This is a genomic window from Nakamurella flavida, from assembly GCF_030811475.1.
In the GTDB taxonomy this organism is placed as follows: Bacteria; Actinomycetota; Actinomycetes; order Mycobacteriales; family Nakamurellaceae; genus Nakamurella; species Nakamurella flavida.
Genome location: NZ_JAUSQV010000001.1, coordinates 3196124 through 3211343 on the forward strand (window position 1 = coordinate 3196124; position 15220 = coordinate 3211343).

Genomic DNA, 15220 nt, shown 5'->3' on the forward strand with positions numbered 1-15220 from the left:
TCTGTCGTGGTCACAACGATACAGGGTTTCCGCGTGCGCACACAGCATCCTCGCGACAGGCCCCGACCGGCTCCGTCCGGCGGGTCGGACGGGGGTCTCAGCGGACGGCCGGAGCGGCCTGGACGGTGCCCACCGGGCGCCCTCCGCCCAGCACGACCCCGGTGCCCAGCTCGTCGAGCAGGGCGGCCCCGGCCTCGTCCGTGGGCACCTCGAGCCGCCGCAGACCGGCGACCAGAACGGGCATGCGGGCCCGGTCGCCACCGTCCGCGATCTTCACCGCGACGGTGCTGCCGTCGGGCAGCGAGGCGCAGTGGACCCCCTCGGCACCTCCCTTGACCAGCAGTCCGGGGAGGCCGGCCATCAGCCGGGTGTCCTCGCGGCCGGTGCCGCCCACCATCTCCGGGTTGTTCCGCATGGCCGACGCGACGGTCTGCTCCACGGTGCCGGGCGCGGCCGCGTTGACCCGACCGAAGGCGCGGGCCAGTGCGGTGAGCGGGATGGCGAACAGCGGAGCCCCGCACCCGTCGATGCACACCGCACTGGGCTCCTCGTCGGCCAGTCGGGCCACCACTGCGCGGACGGACCGCTGCAGCGGGTGCTCGGGATCGAGGTAGGTGGCCGTGTCCCACCCCTGTGCGACGCAGGCCAGCAGCATCCCGGCGTGCTTGCCGGAGCAGTTCATGTAGACCCGCCGCGGTTCGCCCCCCTCGGCGAGCACCGCCCGCTTGGCCTGTTCCTCCATCGGCAGCGCCGGCGGGCACTGCAGGTCGTCCTCGGTGAGCCCGGCCCGTTCGAGCATGGCCAGCACCCGGGTCACGTGCATCGACTCGCCGGAGTGCGACGCGGAGGCCAGGGCCAGGTCGGCGCCGGCCAGATCGGCACCAGCCTGCAGCATGGCCACCGCCTGGAACGGCTTGTTCGACGACCGGGGGAGGACCGCGGCGGACGGGTCACCGGCCTCGTGCAGGATCGCGCCGTCCGGGCCGGTGACGACCATGGACCCGTAGTGGCTGCACTCGTGGAAGCCGGACCGCAGCACGTGCACGAGTTCGACGGGGGGACGGGACACGGACTTCCTCCAACAGCAGGCGGTACGGGACGGACGGTCGACCTCGAGGATCAGCTCCGGCTCAGGGCTGGGTGAGCAGGCGACCGAGCAGGGCGGGATCGATGTTCCCACCCGAGACCACCGCCACCGTCCGGCCGCCGGGCAGCCGGTCGGCGTGGTGCAGGTACGCCGCCACACTCACCGCGCCACTGGGCTCGGCCAGCAGCCGCGCCCGCAGGGCCAGCTCTCGGGTGGCGTCCAGGATCTCCTCCTCGGACACCGTGACGATGTCGTGCACCTGGGTGGAGATGTGCTGCCAGGGCAGCTCGCCGATGCTGAACGTGCGCAGGCCGTCGGCGACGGTGCGGGCGGTGTCGGCCGGCTCCCAGGCCACCCGGCGCCCGGTGCGCAGCGACTCGGCCGCGTCCCCGGCCAGCGCGGGCTCCACGCCGACCACCTTCACGTCGGGCAGCAGGGCGGCGACCGCCGCGGCCACCCCGGAGATGAGACCCCCACCGGACACCGGCACCAGGATCGTCTCGACCGGTCCGTCGGCGCCGGGGGTGGACGGGAAGTCCTCCACGATCTCCAGCCCCACCGTGCCCTGACCGGCGACGATGTCCGGGTGGTCGAACGGCGGGATCATCGCCTTGCCCGTCTGCGCCTGGAGTTCCAGCGGCCGGGAGAACCGCTCCGCCACGGGGACCAGTTCGACGGTGGCTCCCAGGTCCCGGGTGGCCCGGATCTTGCGCTCGGGGGCGTTGTCCGGGATGACGATGTGCGCGTCGATGCCGAACGCCCGGGCCACGAAGGCCACGGCCTGGGCGTGGTTGCCCGACGAGTGCGCGAGCACACCCCGGGCCCGGACCTCCGGGTCGAGGCGGGAGATGGCGGTGGCCGCCCCGCGGATCTTGAACGCGCCGATGGCCTGCAGGTTCTCCGGCTTGAGCCACAGCCCGGGCCACGGCGACGGCAGGAGCGGGGTGCGCACGGCGTAGGGCCGGATGCGTTCGGCGGCGTCCCGGATCGCGTCGATGTCGACGAGGCGGGGGGTGGCGGGTGCGACGGCGGTCATGCGCGTCTCCTCGTGGGGGGCGGGGTCAGGGACGGCGGACGGACCGCAGGGCGCGGTGGTCCACCGCCGATCGGGGTGCGGTCTCCGGCTCCGGGGCGTCGGCCGGGTCCATCACGGCGTCCACCCCACCGGCCAGCAACGGCACCCCCGGCTCGATGGCCCGCTTGAGCAGGGCGAGGGCGACCGGGCCGTCCTCGTGGTGGTGCACGACGGTGCCGAGCCTGCCGACGACCCGGCCCGCGCCGCTGACCACGGCGTCACCGGTCTCCGGGAGCCGTTCCATCGACCCGTCCAGGTTGAGCAGCACCAGCCGGCGGGGCGGCCGGCCGATGTTGTCGACCCGGGCGACGGTCTCCTGGCCGCGGTAGCAGCCCTTGTTCAGGTGCACCGCGGTGCGCAGCCACTCGACCTCGTTGGGGATGGTGCGCTCGTCGGTGTCCACGCCCCAGCGCGGCCGCCGGTCCAGCACGCGCAGGGCGTCGGCCGCCCAGGTGCCCGCCGGGCGGGCACCCGCCCGGACCAGCTGCGCGGCCAGGGCGGCGAGATCGCCGCGGGCCACGACCAGTTCGGTGCCCGCGGTGGTCCGCCGGAGCCACCCCTGGGGCCCGCCGGCGGGCAGCACGACAGCCGTGTCCGCACCCCCGGGGAGCTGCGTGCCCGCGCCGAGCACCTGGCCCAGCACCTCGGCGGTGGTCGGTCCGACGAGCAGGAGCCCACCGAGGTCGGCCGTCCGGTCGGCGATCTCCACCTTCGACCAGAACACCATGCCGGTCAGATAGGCCAGCAGGCCCTCGTGGGCGCCGGGCTCGGTGTCCAGGTGGACCGCGTCGGGCAGCACGGTGACGTTCATGTGGTGCTCGACGTGGCCCTGCGGGCTGAGCACCAGCGCCTGGGTCACCGTGCCGTCGGCCGCGGTGGAGAGGAACTGACTGGTCAGCGTGTGCAGCCAGGTGAGCCGGTCCGGTCCGGTGACGGTGAGCCGGCCGCGGGTGGAGGTGTCGAACAACCCGGTGCGCAGGGTGGTGACCCGCTGCTCGCCCATCGGGTCGCCGTAGTGCCAGGCCAGCCCGGTGTCCCGGCCGGTGCCGGCGACGGCACCCGGCAGACCCAGCAGGGGGGAGGGCAGCACGGTGGGAGCGGGGCCGGGCGCGGCGCCGTCCAGGACGGTCACCGGCAGCTCGGTGGTGACCGGCGGCGACGTGTCGGCCGGTGTCGCACCGTGCGAGCCGGGGCCGTCCGGGCCGGTGGGATCCAGTGGTGACGAGCCGGCGGCGGACGGGGTGACGGACATGCCCCGATGGTAGGTCGCCGGGGCGACACCGGGGCGCGGCCGTGCTCGTCCTCGCTGGTCACGAGGGGGTCGGGGGCCGTGGTGCGGGAGAGGTCACACCGCCGCGCCGGGTCTGCGGGGCCCGGCACCGGTTGAATGAGCCCCATGCCCGACGACGAGGCGGTGTCCGCCGCGCCGGACACCCCCACCCTGCCCGCTCGAGTCGGCGGGCACGCGCCCCGTGGCGGGACGGTGACCGAGCCCCGCCCGGGCCGCCGGACCGCCCCCGGCCGCCGACCCGTCTTCGACGAGGACCTCTCCCCGTTCGTCGACATGGACCGGGCGGAGTGGGCCGCGCTGGCCCGGGCCACTCCGCTGCCGCTCTCGGCCGACGAGCTGACCCGGCTGTCGGGTCTGGGGGACCCGATCGACCTCGCCGAGGTGGAGACCGTCTACCTGCCGCTGTCCCGACTGCTCAACCTCTACGTCGCCGGCACCGGCACCCTGCACCGGGTGACCTCGACGTTCCTGGGGGAGCGGGCCGCCCGCACCCCGTTCGTCATCGGGGTGGGCGGGTCGGTGGCCGTCGGCAAGTCCACCACCGCCCGGGTGCTCCGCGAGCTGCTGGCCCGCTGGCCGGACACCCCGCGCGTCGAGCTCATCACCACCGACGGGTTCCTCTACCCCAACGCGGTGCTGGAGGCGCGGGGGCTGATGGACCGCAAGGGTTTCCCCGAGTCCTACGACCGCCGGGCCCTGCTGCGCTTCGTGGCCGCGGTGAAGTCCGGGGCGGCGGAGGTGCGGGCACCGCGGTACGACCACCTGACGTACGACATCGTCCCGGACGAGGAGATCGTGGTGCACCGCCCCGATGTCCTCATCGTCGAGGGACTGAACGTGCTGCAGCCGGCCCAGCTCGACGAGGAGGGCGAGGCCGCCCTGTCGCTCAGCGACTTCTTCGACTTCTCCGTCTACGTGGACGCCGACATCGACTCGATCCGCCGGTGGTACGTGGAACGCTTCCTCAGCCTTCGGCAGACCGCCTTCGCCGATCCGCAGTCGTTCTTCCACCGGTTCGCCGCGCTGACCGACACCGAGGCCGTCGAGCTGGCCGAGCGGATCTGGGGCTCGATCAACGAGCCCAACCTGACCGAGAACATCCTGCCCACCCGGGGTCGGGCCTCCCTGGTGATGGTCAAGGGGCCGGACCACGCGGTCAGCCGGATCCGGTTGCGCAAGCTCTGACCCGGTTCCCGCGGCGCCGACCGGGCCCTCCTACAGTGGTTCGGTGCCTGCCGACGAGACCCGACCGACGACCCTGGTGGCGCTGCTCGACGGGACCCTCGTCCCGGTGACCACGCCGCTGCTGCGCCCGGACGACCTCGGGGTGCTGCGCGGGGACGGCATCTTCGACACCACCCTGGCCGTGGACGGCCGCCCCCGCGATCTCGACGACCACCTCGCCCGGTTGTTCCGGTCCGCGGCGATGATCGACCTGGTCCTGCCGGGGCAGGCGGACTGGCGCCGGGGGGTCGACGCGATCCTCCGGGCGTGGACCGGCGGCCGGGAGATGGTGCTGCGGCTCGCCGCCACCCGCGGGCCCGACGGCGCCGGGCCGACCTGCTATGTCACCGGGGCACCGTTGGCCGCGGCCAGCATCGCCCAGCGGGAGGACGGGGTGCGGATCGTGCTGCTGCCGCGCGGGTTCTCCTCGGCGGCCGGGGCCGATCACCCGTGGCTGCTGTCCGGGGCGAAGACCATCTCGTACGCGATCAACATGGCGGCGCTGCGGTGGGCGCACGAGCACGACGCCGACGACGCGGTGTTCAGCGCCGCCGACGGGCACGTGCTGGAGGCGCCGACCGCCTCGGTGGTGCTGGTTCCCCAGGACGCCCCGCGGACGCTGGTCACCCCGCCGGATCAGGGGGTGCTGGAGAGCATCACCGTGCGGACGCTGTTCGCCGCGGCCGAGCGCGCCGGCTGGCGGACGGAGCGGCGCCCGGTTCCGGTCGGGGAACTGCATGCGGCGCAGGGGTTGTGGCTGGCCTCCAGCGCTCGCCTGCTGGCCCCGGTGACCGCGGTGGACGGGGTCCCGCGCGAGGACACCGCCCTCGCGCGGGCATTGAACCGGGAGTTGGCCGATCTGCTCGACGTCCCCCGGTGAGCGCTGTCGGTGCCCGGTCCACCCGTCGGGGACGGCGGGGGTCGCGGCGGATTGAGCGGTCGGGCCCGCGCGCGACGAGCGACCGCCGATGAGCCGGCCCCCATCCGGGACGCCCCAGGGGGAGCGGCCGGGGAGCGGCGCCGCGTCGGCCCGCCCGCACATCGGCGCCCGCCTGGAGGACCGGGTGTTCGCGGTCGTCGGGACGCTGCTGCGGCGGCGCGGCTGGCGGCCGGCGATCGTCCCGTACAGCGGGTACGGCTCCGCCGGTGCCGTGGGCACTGGGGGCGCTGGGGACCCGGCGGACTCCGCCGGGTTCGCCCGCATCCTCGCGCGGGTGGTGTTGACCCCGCCGGGTGCGGCCGGGGCGGACCCCAGCGCCCGGGAGGCCGGGGACCCGCGGACGGCGGGGCGGCAGCGGGCCGCCCGCGGTTGGCGGCGCTTCCTGGCCGTGGCCGTTCCCGACGCCGAGGTCACCGTCCGGCTGGGTGGGCGGGAACACCGGCTGGTCACCGCCCGCGGCGGCTATCTGGACCGGACGGTGCCCGCCGCCCTCGGCCCGGGCTGGCACGAGGTTCCGCTCCGGCTGACCGACGGGCCGGACGCGGTGACCCGGGTGCTGGTGGTCGCGCCGGGTCCGCAGATCGGCCTGGTGAGCGACATCGACGACACCGTCCTGGTCACCCTGCTGCCCCGACCGCTGGTGGCTGCCTGGAACACCTTCGTCCTGCGGGAGACCGCCCGCCGGCCGGTGCCCGGGATGGCCGGCTTCTACGCCGACGTCCTGGCCCGGCATCCCCGAGCCCCGGTGGTCTACCTGTCCACCGGGGCGTGGAACGTGGCCGCCACGTTGACACGCTTCCTCTCCCGCAACGGCTTCCCCGAGGGCCCGCTGCTGCTCACCGACTGGGGGCCGACGAACACCGGCTGGTTCCGGTCCGGCCAGGAGCACAAGCGATCCGCGCTGCGCAGGTTGGCGCAGGAGCTTCCCGGCGTGCGTTGGCTGTTGGTCGGCGACGACGGGCAGCACGACCCCGCGCTCTACGCCGAGTTCGCCGCCGCGTGCCCCGACCAGGTGGCCGCGGTGGCCATCCGGCTGCTCACCCCGGCCCAGCAGGTGCTGGCCGGCAACACCCAGGCCGCGGACAAGCGGGTCCGCCCCGGGTCGGCGCCCACGGTGACCGCCGCGGACGGGGCCGGCCTGTCCCTGGCCCTCGCCGAGGGGGAGCTGTTGGGCCCGCAGGGCGCCCGGTGATGCCGGGATGCGCCCCGTCCGGTTCAATACCGGCATGGATCCACGCGCAGGACAGCCCGCCCAGGCCAGCGATCTGATCGATGTCGACGCCCTGCTGACGGCGTACGAGGACCTCCACCCGGATGCGAACGATCCGGAGCAGAAGGTCGTGTTCGGCACCTCCGGTCACCGCGGTTCGGCGTTCGACACCGCGTTCAACCGCGACCACATCCTGGCCATCACCCAGGCGATCTGCGAGTACCGCGCCGAGCAGGGCACGGACGGACCGCTGTTCATGGGGGCGGACACCCACGCCCTCTCCGGGCCCGCGCAGGCCACCGCGCTGGAGGTGCTCGCGGCCAACGGCGTCACGGTGATGCTGGACGCCTCCGACGGGTACACCCCGACGCCGTCGGTCTCGCACGCCATCCTCAAGGCCAACCGCAAGCGCACCAGCAGGCTCGCCGACGGCATCGTGGTCACCCCGAGCCACAACCCGCCCCGTGACGGCGGTTTCAAGTACAACCCGCCGAACGGCGGCCCGGCCGACTCCGACGCCACCGCGCAGATCGCCGGCCGCGCGAACGAGATCCTGCTCGGCGGGCTCGCCGAGGTGAAGCGGATGCCGTACGAGCAGGCACGGCGGGCCGACACCACCGGCTTCTACGACTTCATGGCCTCCTACGTGGGCGACCTGGAGAACGTGCTGAACATCCAGGCGATCAAGGACGCCGGCGTACGCATCGGCGCCGACCCGCTCGGCGGCGCGTCGGTCGCCTACTGGGGCGCCATCGGCGAGCGGTACGGGCTGGACCTGACCGTCGTCAACGAGACGGTCGACCCGCGGTGGGCGTTCATGACGCTGGACTGGGACGGCAAGATCCGGATGGACTGCTCGTCCCCGTCGGCGATGGCCTCGCTGGTCAAGCGGGCCTCGGAGTTCGACATCGCCACCGGCAACGACGCGGACGCCGACCGGCACGGCATCGTCACCCCCGACGCCGGGCTGATGAACCCGAACCACTACCTGGCCGTGGCCATCGACTACCTGTACCGGAACCGCGACGGCTGGTCGCCGGACACCGGGGTGGGCAAGACCCTGGTCAGCTCGTCGATGATCGACCGGGTGGTCGGCGACCTGGGCCGCCGTCTGGACGAGGTGCCGGTCGGCTTCAAGTGGTTCGTGCCGGGCCTGATCGACGGATCGATCGGCTTCGGCGGCGAGGAGTCCGCCGGGGCGTCGTTCCTGCGCACCCGCGGCACCGTGTGGACCACCGACAAGGACGGCATCCTGCTGGCCCTGCTGGCGAGCGAGATCCAGGCGGTCAGCGGCAAGTCGCCGAGCCAGCGGTACCGGGAGCTCACCGAGAAGTTCGGCGATCCGGCCTACGCCCGGGTGGACGCGCCCGCGTCCAAGGCGGAGAAGGCCAAGCTGGCCAAGCTCTCCCCGGAGGACGTCACCGCGGACACCCTGGCCGGCGAGGCGATCACCGCCCGGCTGGTCACCGCCCCGGGCAACGGCGCGGCCATCGGCGGGCTCAAGGTGACGACGGAGAACGCCTGGTTCGCCGCCCGGCCGTCCGGCACCGAGGACGTCTACAAGATCTACGCCGAGTCCTTCAAGGGGCCGGAGCACCTGGCCCAGGTGCAGGCCGAGGCCCGCGACGTGGTCTCCGCAGCCCTGAAGGGCTGACCGCAGGACGGACAGGAAGGGCGCCCACGGAGATCCGGGGGCGCCCCTTCTGCCTGTCGGTGTCCGGGGCCCTCAGGCCTCGGTCTCCGACTACTCCCGGCTCTCCAGGTGCTCCTCGACCCGGTCCTTGCCGGCGGTGGGGGAGTCCTTCCCCGCCAGGTGCTTGACCGCGGCGTTCAGGCAGGCCATCAGCGGGACGGCCAGCAGCGCGCCGACGATGCCCGCGGTGAGCACGCCGCCGGCGATGGCCAGGGCCACGGCCAGCGGGTGCAGGTGCACGGCCCGGCCCAGCAGGACCGGCTGCAGGACGTGACTCTCCAGCTGCTGCACGGCGATGACCACGGCCAGGATGATGATCGCCTTGACCAGCCCGACGGTGACCAGCGCGACCAGCACGGCGACGACCCCACTGACCAGGGCCCCGACGATGGGGATGAAGGAGGCCAGGAAGACCAGGGCGGTCAGCGGGACGGCGAGCGGCACCCCGACGACGAGCAGGCCGATGCCGATGCCGACGGCGTCCACGAACGCGACGAAGACGGTGGCCCGCACGTAGCCGGCCAGGGTGGTCCAGGCCTTCTGCGCGGCCCCGTCGATGCGGGTGCGGGCCTTGCGCGGGGCGAGCCCGACCAGCCACGTCCAGATCCGGTGCCCGTCGCGCAGGAAGAAGAACAGCACGAACAGCACGAGCACCAGCCCGGTCACCACGTGCCCGGCGGTGGTCGCCGTGCTCACCGCGCCGCTGGTCAGCGTGTCCTGGTTGTCCTTCGCGGCCTGCTTGATCGAGTCGAACGCGCCGGTCAGTTGGTCCTCGGAGAGCTTGAGCGGTCCGGTGACCAGCCAGTTCCGCACCTGGTCGATACCGGCCGTCACCTGGTCGGCCAGATCACGGGCGCCGGAGATGAGCTGCCGGACGACCAGGAAGATCACGCAGGCGACGAGCAGCAGACCGACCACGAAGACGGTGGTCGCGGCCAGTCCCGGCCGCCAGCCCTGGGTGATCAGGAAGCGCCGTACCGGGTTGAGCAGGGCACTGAGCAGCAGCGCGATGGCGATCGGGATGGTGATCTCGGACAGGAACGCCACCGCGTAGAGCACCACGGCCAGAGCGGCCACCACGACCAGGAACCGCCACGACCAGGCCGCGGCGATGCGCATGCCGGGGGTGACGGAGCCGGTGATGGTGTCCGACGAGGGTTCCGGCCGGGGCGCCGGCGGGAGCTCCGACGAGGGTTCCGACAGGAGTGCCGACGGCGGCTGGTCGGGCGGGGTGGGGGCGGGCACGTTCACGGCGACTCCTGGCGAGCGGGGCTGGACAGGCAACAGTCGCACGGAACCGCCCATCGGTGGCCATCCGTGGGAGCCGGTGGCACCCGGCGCACCTGCTTGACCGACCCGGCCGCGCTCAGCCGATGATGCGTTCCAGCAGGGCCGAGGTGTGTGGCTGCAGCTCGTGCTCGGCGGTCGCCCGCTCCTCCACGTACGCCAGCTTGCCGTCGACGATCCCGTACAGGCGGCTGGCCCCGGTCACCTCGGGGGCGCTGGCCGTCCGGATCACCGCATCGCTCCCGAAGGTCCAGGACGTCAGGGTGCGGGAGGTGCCGTAGAACAGCTCGACCACGCCCTCGGAATGGGCGATGACCAGTTCGATCGTGCCGTCCGGCTGGGGACGCCACCAGCCGACCTCGCGGGCGGCCGGCTCGGGTCGGTCAGCGGGCTCGGGCTTCTCGGCGGACTCGGCCGCCGCAACGTCGCCGGCGGCGGTCTCGTCGTCCCCGTCCGCCACCGGTGCCGGCACGGGCAGCAGCCAGGTGATCGCCTCGTGCCGCAGGAACTCCCGGCCGTCGTGGGAGATGGTGATCTGCTGGCCGTAGCGCCGGGGGACGTCCAGGGTCGGGTAGTTCCACTCGCCCTCGCCGCGCCATACCCCGACGAGCGGGAGCAGCACATGGCAGGCCGGGTTCAGCTCGGCGCCGAGGCGGAGGTTGGCGGTGTCGCCCTCGATCGGGAGGGTCGGCACGTCCTCCAGGTTGAGGGCGGCGGTGCCGGCCGACCGACGGAGGGCGGCTTCGACGGCGGCGTCACCGCTGCCGCGCTGAGCGCCGGGAGCGGGGTCGGTCATCGCTCCGGGGTCTCCAGCTGATCGGACTCCTGCAGCAGGGCGGGGATCGTGTCCCCGGCAGCGGGGTCGACCTCCCGCTCGGCCGCGTTGTGCGGTTCGACCGGAACGCGCTCGCCGGCCGTGGCCTCGGCGGCGACCAGGTCGGCCATGTCCTGGGCGGTCCGCGGGGGACCGGACTCGGGGGTGGTCATCGGTCCTCGCGCAGCAGCCGGTAGACGACGTAGCCCGCGAACCACATGACCGCGATCCCGACGACGACGAGGAGTCCGGTGTAGAAGATTTCCAGCACGGGTCCACCCTAACGGTCCAGGTGACGGGCGGGCCTGCGCGGTGCCCGGGCTCACCACCACGCGGCGGGTGCGGACACGCCGACGCCGCGGCATCCGGAGGGACACCGCGGCGTCGGACCCACCACCCGTGCCGGTGGCCGGGCGGTGGCGGGTCCGGTCGGGGTGGAGCAGGCCGGCCGGACCGACTCGATCAGTCCAGGACGACGTCGACCGAGTACACGCCGGTGGCGGTGGTGACGCTGGCCTGGCCGTTGCCGGAGCGGGACAGGGCGCGCACCGTCCACGAACCGGGCGCGGCGTAGAACCGGAAGTCGCCGGCGGGCGAGCTCACGACCTCGGCGGTGAACTCACCGGTGCCGTCCAGCAGTCGGACGAAGGCCCCGCCCACCGGGTCGGCGCCGTGCAGCACCTTTCCCTGCAGAACCGCCTGGTCGACGGTGTTGGTGCCGGGCGGCAGATCGAGGGTCTGTTCGGGTGCGCCACACATGTCAGGTCCTTCGGGTCGGTGCGGGTCGGGTTTCGGGAACGGGTCGGGCGGAATGCTGCCGGGCAGGGATCAGGACTCGGCGCCGGTCTTGACCGGCACCCCGATCAGCGAGCCGTACTCGGTCCAGGAGCCGTCGTAGTTCTTGACGTTCTTCTTCCCGAGCAGCTCGGCCAGCACGAACCAGGTGTGGCTGGAGCGCTCGCCGATACGGCAGTAGGCGATGGTGTCCTTGCTGTCGTCTAGCCCGACCGACCCGTACAGCTCGGCCAGCTCGGCGTCGGACTTGAAGGTGCCGTCCTCGTTCGCGGCCTTGGACCACGGGACGTTGAGGGCGGTGGGGATGTGGCCGCCGCGCTGGGCCTGCTCCTGCGGGAGGTGCGCCGGAGCGAGCAGCTTGCCCGAGAACTCGTCGGGGGAGCGCACGTCGACCAGGTTCTGGGTGCCGATGGCCGCGACGACCTCGTCGCGGAACGCGCGGATCGACAGGTCCTGCTCGGCCGCGGTGTACGAGGTGGGCGTCCGCTGCGACACGTCGGTGGTGAGCGGACGACCGTCCAGCTCCCACTTCTTGCGGCCGCCGTCGATGAGCTTCACCGCGTCGTGGCCGTAGAGCTTGAAGTACCAGAGGGCGTACGCGGCGAACCAGTTGTTGTTGCCGCCGTAGAGCACCACGGTGTCGTCGTTGGAGATGCCCTTGCTCGAGAGCAGCTTCTCGAAGCCCTCGCGGTCGACGAAGTCGCGGCGGACCGCATCCTGCAGCTCGGTCTTCCAGTTGATCTTCACCGCGCCCGGCAGGTGGCCGGTGTCGTAGGCGCTGGTGTCCTCGTCGACCTCGACGAAGACCAGGCCGGGGGTGTCCAGGTTGTCCTGGGCCCAGGCGGTGGTGACGAGGGAGTCCTCGCGGCTCATGGTGGTGCTCCGTTTCCTTGGGATCGGTGGAACTGGTGCGTGGACGCACGGCCGCAGGGCGCGGCCACGGGGGGAGGAGAGAGGGCAGACCCGGACGGTGAGGTCTCGGGGGTTCCGTCAGACCGCGCGTCGCCGGAGGGGCGGAAGCGGCTGCGGAGAGGTCGACCGGAGGGTCAGACCTGGTGCCCGGAGGGACAACAGAGCGCGCTGCCCACCCGCACGAGGTCGACGGCGCGCCGACTGGTCAGCAACGGGCCCATGGGGTCACGGTATCAGCCCCGGTCAGGGGGCCCCGCCACGGTCGGCGACCGGGCCGGTGGCGGCCGTGGCCCGAGGCGGGCCGGGACGTCAGCGCAGGTCGGCGGCGCGGATGTCGGCGGCGGCGGCGCTGAGCACCAGGTCGCCGTCGACCACGCTCGCCGTCGCGCCGGTGATCGGGAAGGGCAGGCCGGCCAGCGGCACGCTCAGTGAGAGATCCCCGTTCAGCGAGGCGGTGAGGTCACTGGGCAGCGCCGGCCCGTCGGCTCCGGCGCCCAGCCCCTCCACCCGCAGGGTGAGCACGTCGTCGACCACGCTCGCGTCGACCGTGGCGGTGATGCCGACGGTCTGGCCGAGAACCTCGGCGGTGGTGGTCACCGCGATGGCGCCGTCGGCGGCGGGGGCCAGGGTCAGGGCGCGTCCACCGGCGGCCGCGCTCAGGTCGGCCGCGGAGATGACCACCCGGGCCGTCCCCGTGGCGGCGGCCAGGTTGTCGGTGTTGCCCGACAGGGCGTCGGACAGCGGCAGCGTGATGTCGCGGAGGTCGATGGCGACGTCGGCGTTCCGGATCTGCGGTACCTCCAGCCGGTTCACGGTCAGCGTGAGGGCGTCGTAGTTCCCCTGCAGGGCCTGCCACAGGAAGGAGAAGCCGTGGATGCGGGTGCTGACCGGCTCGCCCACGGTCAGCTGGCGCTCGATGGCCTTGCTGATCTCCCGCTGGGCGATCAGCCGCCCACCGACGTCCGCGCCGACCAGCAGCACGAGCAGGACGACGGCGGCGACGATGAGCTTGCGCATGACTGATTGTGGCATCCCGCCGTGTATCGGTGACGTTCCGTGAACGCGCCCTCGGGTGGCCTGTGTGACTCGGCCGACTTTCCCCGCACCCCGGGGGTGGCGGGCCGGTCTGCGCCGGGACGGTGCGTCATCTGCCGTTAGACTTTCCGAAACGTCGCCGACCCGCGCCCACCCCGGTGGGCACCCCGCTCTCGACCGATCCGTCCCGAATCCGTGGACGAGGGGAGATGCTGTGGACCTGCTCCTCCTCACCGGTGACCCCACGTCCGCCGGCGTGCTGCCCGCCCTCGACCTGCTGCCCGTCCGGTTGCGCGCCGCGGCGCCGGAGGCCGCCTCGCTGGTCACCTCCGGTCCGTACGACCTCGTCCTGCTGGACGCCCGGCACGATCTCGCCGCCGCACGCACCCTGTGCCGCCTGCTCGGCGCGGACGGGCTGGCCGTGTCCATCCTGGCCGTCGTCACCGAGGGCGGGATGGTGGCGATCGGCCCCGAGTGGGGCGTCGCCGATGTCGTCCTGGCCAGCGCCGGGCCCGCCGAGGTGCACGCGCGGCTGCGGCTGCTCGCCGCCCGGACGGGGGCCTCGGCGAACGCCGGCCTGATCAGCCTGGGTGACCTCACCATCGAGGAGGACACCTACACGGCCCGGCTGCGCGGGCGCCCGCTCGAGCTCACGTACAAGGAGTTCGAGCTGCTCAAGTTCCTGGCCCAGCACCCGGGTCGGGTGTTCACCCGCGAGCAGCTGGTGACCGAGGTGTGGGGCTACGACTTCTTCGGCGGCACCCGCACGGTCGACGTGCACGTCCGGCGGCTGCGCGCCAAGCTCGGGTCCGAGCACGAGTCGCTCATCGGCACGGTGCGCAACGTCGGCTACAAGATGGTGCCGCCGGCGCGGAGTCTGCGTCGGGACGAGAGCACCAGCTCCAGTTCGTCCGCGTGAGCGTCGACTGGCGGAGTGGTGCCGAGCCCGGATTGACCGCCGAGGTGCGGGCCCTGGTGGCTGCGGCCCGCGACGTCGACGGCGTGGAACCGCTGGGCGGGCATCTCCTGGAAGCCCTGACCACCGACCATGCCCCGGCCCGGGTCGCGCTGCGTGCCGACGACGGGACGCTGCTCGGCCTCGCCGTCGCGCCCGAGCAGGATCCCGCCGAGCTGGTCGTCCACCCGGACCACCGGGGCCGGGGTCGCGGGGGTGCCCTGCTCGCGAGTGCCCTCGACCGCGCCGGTCGGGTCTGGGCCCATGGCAACCTGCCCGCCGCCGCCGCGTTGGCGGAGCGGTCCGGGTTGGTCCGGGTGCGCACCCTGCTGCAGATGCGGCGGACGGGCCCGCCGCCCGTCGCCCCCGATCTGCCGGCCGGAGTGCGCCTCCGGGCGTTCCGACCGGGTCGGGACGAGCAGGCCCTGCTCGGCGTCAACGCCCGGGCCTTCGCCTGGCATCCGGAGCAGGGCCGCCTCGACCTCCCCGGCCTGGAACTGGAGATGGCCCAGGACTGGTTCGACCCGGCCGGCCTGCTGCTGGCCGTGACCGACGACGACACCGTGCTCGGCTTCCACTGGACCAAGGTGCATCCCGTCGATCCCACGCCACCTCCGGCCGACGCGGCGGGGGCCGGGACGTCGGGTGGCCCGATCGGTGAGGTGTACGTGCTGGCGGTCGACCCGCTGTCGCCGATCCGCCGGCTCGGCGGGGCGCTCACGGTGGCGGGGCTCGACCACCTGGCCGGCCGTGGTCTGCGCACGGTGATGCTCTACGTCGAGGCGGACAACACCCGCGCCGTCGAGCTGTACGAGAGGTGGAGTTTCACCGTCCATCAGGAGAACGTGGTCTGGTCCCGGTCCGCGGGGGCTCCGGACAGCCGCTGACCGACCCGGGAACTG

Annotated in this window: 16 protein-coding genes; 6 read left to right on the plus strand and 10 right to left on the minus strand. The window is 73.5% G+C overall.

Annotation, left to right across the window (positions count from 1 at the left end; all coding sequences use genetic code 11):
- Positions 1 to 97: 97 nt before the first annotated feature.
- From J2S58_RS14125 to ygfZ, 3 genes are all read right to left on the minus strand, one after another.
- Positions 98 to 1069, minus strand: a complete 972-nt coding sequence (locus J2S58_RS14125; protein WP_205257774.1) for an asparaginase — start codon at positions 1067 to 1069, stop codon at positions 98 to 100.
- A gap of 61 nt (positions 1070 to 1130) precedes the next feature.
- The gene (locus J2S58_RS14130; RefSeq protein ID WP_205257775.1) at positions 1131 to 2123 is read right to left on the minus strand and encodes a threonine ammonia-lyase; all 993 of its coding nucleotides are present in this window, start codon (positions 2121 to 2123) and stop codon (positions 1131 to 1133) included.
- Between the two features lie 25 nt (positions 2124 to 2148).
- The gene (gene ygfZ, locus J2S58_RS14135) at positions 2149 to 3414 is read right to left on the minus strand and encodes a CAF17-like 4Fe-4S cluster assembly/insertion protein YgfZ (RefSeq protein ID WP_205257776.1); all 1266 of its coding nucleotides are present in this window, start codon (positions 3412 to 3414) and stop codon (positions 2149 to 2151) included.
- A gap of 144 nt (positions 3415 to 3558) precedes the next feature.
- Between ygfZ and coaA the strand changes: the two genes are divergently transcribed.
- The 4 genes from coaA (at position 3559) to pgm (ending at position 8481) form a co-directional block, all read left to right on the plus strand.
- Entirely contained in the window at positions 3559 to 4638 is a 1080-nt protein-coding gene (coaA, locus tag J2S58_RS14140; RefSeq protein ID WP_205257777.1) for a type I pantothenate kinase, read from the plus strand.
- 43 nt (positions 4639 to 4681) lie between these two features.
- Positions 4682 to 5557, plus strand: coding sequence for an aminotransferase class IV (locus J2S58_RS14145; RefSeq protein WP_205257778.1), 876 nt, complete (start codon positions 4682 to 4684; stop codon positions 5555 to 5557).
- Between the two features lie 88 nt (positions 5558 to 5645).
- Entirely contained in the window at positions 5646 to 6809 is a 1164-nt protein-coding gene (locus J2S58_RS14150; RefSeq protein WP_205257779.1) for an App1 family protein, read from the plus strand.
- A 34-nt stretch (positions 6810 to 6843) separates the two neighbouring features.
- Complete coding sequence (gene pgm / locus J2S58_RS14155) at positions 6844 to 8481, plus strand: phosphoglucomutase (alpha-D-glucose-1,6-bisphosphate-dependent) (protein WP_205257780.1); 1638 nt, start codon at positions 6844 to 6846, stop codon at positions 8479 to 8481.
- Positions 8482 to 8571: 90 nt separating this feature from the next.
- Here pgm and J2S58_RS14160 read toward each other — a convergent pair whose 3' ends face one another.
- From J2S58_RS14160 to J2S58_RS14185, 7 genes are all read right to left on the minus strand, one after another.
- Entirely contained in the window at positions 8572 to 9771 is a 1200-nt protein-coding gene (locus tag J2S58_RS14160; RefSeq protein WP_205257781.1) for an AI-2E family transporter, read from the minus strand.
- A gap of 115 nt (positions 9772 to 9886) precedes the next feature.
- A complete protein-coding gene (locus J2S58_RS14165) occupies positions 9887 to 10603 on the minus strand; it encodes a heme-binding beta-barrel domain-containing protein (RefSeq protein ID WP_205257782.1) in 717 nt (238 codons plus the stop codon).
- A complete protein-coding gene (locus tag J2S58_RS14170) occupies positions 10600 to 10794 on the minus strand; it encodes a hypothetical protein (protein WP_205257783.1) in 195 nt (64 codons plus the stop codon). Before J2S58_RS14170 ends, J2S58_RS14165 begins: the two co-directional genes overlap by 4 nt.
- Before the next feature lie 289 nt (positions 10795 to 11083).
- Positions 11084 to 11380, minus strand: a complete 297-nt coding sequence (locus J2S58_RS14175) for a DUF1416 domain-containing protein (RefSeq protein ID WP_205257784.1) — start codon at positions 11378 to 11380, stop codon at positions 11084 to 11086.
- 69 nt (positions 11381 to 11449) lie between these two features.
- Positions 11450 to 12289, minus strand: coding sequence for a sulfurtransferase (locus J2S58_RS14180; RefSeq protein WP_205257785.1), 840 nt, complete (start codon positions 12287 to 12289; stop codon positions 11450 to 11452).
- Between the two features lie 173 nt (positions 12290 to 12462).
- Positions 12463 to 12549 (minus strand): putative leader peptide, encoded by an 87-nt coding sequence (locus tag J2S58_RS19215; RefSeq protein ID WP_370881874.1) that lies wholly within the window; start codon positions 12547 to 12549, stop codon positions 12463 to 12465.
- Between the two features lie 88 nt (positions 12550 to 12637).
- On the minus strand, positions 12638 to 13360 hold the full coding sequence (locus J2S58_RS14185) for an LmeA family phospholipid-binding protein (RefSeq protein WP_205257786.1): 723 nt from the start codon (positions 13358 to 13360) through the stop codon (positions 12638 to 12640).
- Positions 13361 to 13577: 217 nt separating this feature from the next.
- On the opposite strand from J2S58_RS14185, the gene J2S58_RS14190 reads away from it, so the two are divergent.
- Both J2S58_RS14190 and mshD read left to right on the plus strand, forming a co-directional pair.
- Positions 13578 to 14282 carry a winged helix-turn-helix transcriptional regulator gene (locus J2S58_RS14190; RefSeq protein WP_205257787.1) on the plus strand — a complete coding sequence of 235 codons (705 nt, stop codon included), beginning with the start codon at positions 13578 to 13580 and terminating at the stop codon, positions 14280 to 14282.
- A complete protein-coding gene (mshD, locus tag J2S58_RS14195) occupies positions 14279 to 15205 on the plus strand; it encodes a mycothiol synthase (protein WP_205257788.1) in 927 nt (308 codons plus the stop codon). The genes J2S58_RS14190 and mshD overlap by 4 nt, the downstream gene beginning before the upstream one ends.
- Positions 15206 to 15220 lie beyond the last annotated feature (15 nt).